1 rRNA gene is annotated in these 2,967 nt (G+C 51.4%); it reads left to right on the top strand.

The features are described 5' to 3' along the window. Positions 1-4: 4 nt before the first annotated feature. Positions 5-2,927, top strand: a 23S ribosomal RNA gene (locus WAX78_RS25065). The last annotated feature ends 40 nt before the right edge of the window (positions 2,928-2,967 follow it).

Below are 2,967 nucleotides of genomic sequence, written 5' to 3'. Positions count from 1 at the left end.
TTTTGGTTAAGTTAGAAAGGGCGCACGGTGGATGCCTTGACACTAGGAGTCGATGAAGGACGGGACTAACACCGATATGCTTCGGGGAGCTGTAAGTAAGCTTTGATCCGGAGATTTCCGAATGGGGAAACCCACCATACGTAATGGTATGGTATCTTTATCTGAATACATAGGGTAAAGAAGACAGACCCAGGGAACTGAAACATCTAAGTACCTGGAGGAAGAGAAAGCAAATGCGATTTCCTGAGTAGCGGCGAGCGAAACGGAATCTAGCCCAAACCAAGAGGCTTGCCTCTTGGGGTTGTAGGACATTCTATACGGAGTTACAAAGGAACGAGGTAGACGAAGCAGCCTGGAAAGGCTCGTCATAGAAGGTAACAACCCTGTAGTTGAAACTTCGTTCCCTCTTGAATGTATCCTGAGTACGGCGGAACACGTGAAATTCCGTCGGAATCTGGGAGGACCATCTCCCAAGGCTAAATACTACCTAGTGATCGATAGTGAACCAGTACCGTGAGGGAAAGGTGAAAAGCACCCCGGAAGGGGAGTGAAAGAGATCCTGAAACCGTGTGCCTACAAATAGTCAGAGCCCGTTAACGGGTGATGGCGTGCCTTTTGTAGAATGAACCGGCGAGTTACGATCCCGTGCGAGGTTAAGCTGAAGAGGCGGAGCCGTAGCGAAAGCGAGTCTGAATAGGGCGTTTAGTACGTGGTCGTAGACCCGAAACCAGGTGATCTACCCATGTCCAGGGTGAAGTTCAGGTAACACTGAATGGAGGCCCGAACCCACGCACGTTGAAAAGTGCGGGGATGAGGTGTGGGTAGCGGAGAAATTCCAATCGAACCTGGAGATAGCTGGTTCTCCCCGAAATAGCTTTAGGGCTAGCCTTAAGTTTGAGAGTCTTGGAGGTAGAGCACTGATTGGACTAGGGGTCCCCATCGGATTACCGAATTCAGTCAAACTCCGAATGCCAACGACTTATACTTAGGAGTCAGACTGCGAGTGATAAGATCCGTAGTCAAAAGGGAAACAGCCCAGACCGCCAGCTAAGGTCCCAAAGTGTGTATTAAGTGGAAAAGGATGTGGAGTTGCTTAGACAACTAGGATGTTGGCTTAGAAGCAGCCACCATTTAAAGAGTGCGTAATAGCTCACTAGTCGAGTGACTCTGCGCCGAAAATGTACCGGGGCTAAATACACCACCGAAGCTGCGGATTGATACCTATGGTATCAGTGGTAGGGGAGCGTTCTAAGTGCTGTGAAGTCAGATCGTAAGGACTGGTGGAGCGCTTAGAAGTGAGAATGCCGGTATGAGTAGCGAAAGACGGGTGAGAATCCCGTCCACCGAATGCCTAAGGTTTCCTGAGGAAGGCTCGTCCGCTCAGGGTTAGTCAGGACCTAAGCCGAGGCCGACAGGCGTAGGCGATGGACAACAGGTTGATATTCCTGTACCACCTCTTTATCGTTTGAGCAATGGAGGGACGCAGAAGGATAGAAGAAGCGTGCGATTGGTTGTGCACGTCCAAGCAGTTAGGCTGGTAAGTAGGCAAATCCGCTTACCGCGAAGGCTGAGCTGTGATGGGGAAGCTCCTTATGGAGCGAAGTCTTTGATTCCCCGCTGCCAAGAAAAGCTTCTAGCGAGATAAAAGGTGCCTGTACCGCAAACCGACACAGGTAGGCGAGGAGAGAATCCTAAGGTGTGCGAGAGAACTCTGGTTAAGGAACTCGGCAAAATGACCCCGTAACTTCGGGAGAAGGGGTGCTTTCTTAACGGAAAGCCGCAGTGAATAGGCCCAAGCGACTGTTTAGCAAAAACACAGGTCTCTGCGAAGCCGTAAGGCGAAGTATAGGGGCTGACACCTGCCCGGTGCTGGAAGGTTAAGGAGAGGGGTTAGCGCAAGCGAAGCTCTGAACTGAAGCCCCAGTAAACGGCGGCCGTAACTATAACGGTCCTAAGGTAGCGAAATTCCTTGTCGGGTAAGTTCCGACCCGCACGAAAGGTGTAACGATTTGGGCACTGTCTCAACCAGAGACTCGGTGAAATTATAGTACCTGTGAAGATGCAGGTTACCCGCGACAGGACGGAAAGACCCCGTGGAGCTTTACTGTAGCCTGATATTGAATTTTGGTACAGCTTGTACAGGATAGGCGGGAGCCTTTGAAGCCGGAGCGCTAGCTTCGGTGGAGGCGCTGGTGGGATACCGCCCTGGCTGTATTGAAATTCTAACCTACGGGTCTTATCGACCCGGGAGACAGTGTCAGGTGGGCAGTTTGACTGGGGCGGTCGCCTCCTAAAAAGTAACGGAGGCGCCCAAAGGTTCCCTCAGAATGGTTGGAAATCATTCGTAGAGTGCAAAGGCATAAGGGAGCTTGACTGCGAGACCTACAAGTCGAGCAGGGACGAAAGTCGGGCTTAGTGATCCGGTGGTTCCGCATGGAAGGGCCATCGCTCAACGGATAAAAGCTACCCCGGGGATAACAGGCTTATCTCCCCCAAGAGTCCACATCGACGGGGAGGTTTGGCACCTCGATGTCGGCTCATCGCATCCTGGGGCTGTAGTCGGTCCCAAGGGTTGGGCTGTTCGCCCATTAAAGCGGTACGCGAGCTGGGTTCAGAACGTCGTGAGACAGTTCGGTCCCTATCCGTCGTGGGCGTAGGAAATTTGAGAGGAGCTGTCCTTAGTACGAGAGGACCGGGATGGACGCACCGCTGGTGTACCAGTTGTTCTGCCAAGGGCATAGCTGGGTAGCTATGTGCGGAAGGGATAAGTGCTGAAAGCATCTAAGCATGAAGCCCCCCTCAAGATGAGATTTCCCATAGCGTTAAGCTAGTAAGATCCCTGAAAGATGATCAGGTTGATAGGTTCGAGGTGGAAGCATGGTGACATGTGGAGCTGACGAATACTAATAGATCGAGGACTTAACCATATAATATGAAGCAAATGTTATCTAGTTTTGAAGGAATATA

It is taken from the genome of Bacillus yunxiaonensis, assembly GCF_037104695.1.
GTDB lineage: Bacteria > Bacillota > Bacilli > Bacillales > Bacillaceae_G > Bacillus_A > Bacillus_A yunxiaonensis.
The sequence above is the reverse complement of the archived record's forward strand: the minus strand, read 5'-3'. Positions and strand labels throughout refer to the sequence as shown.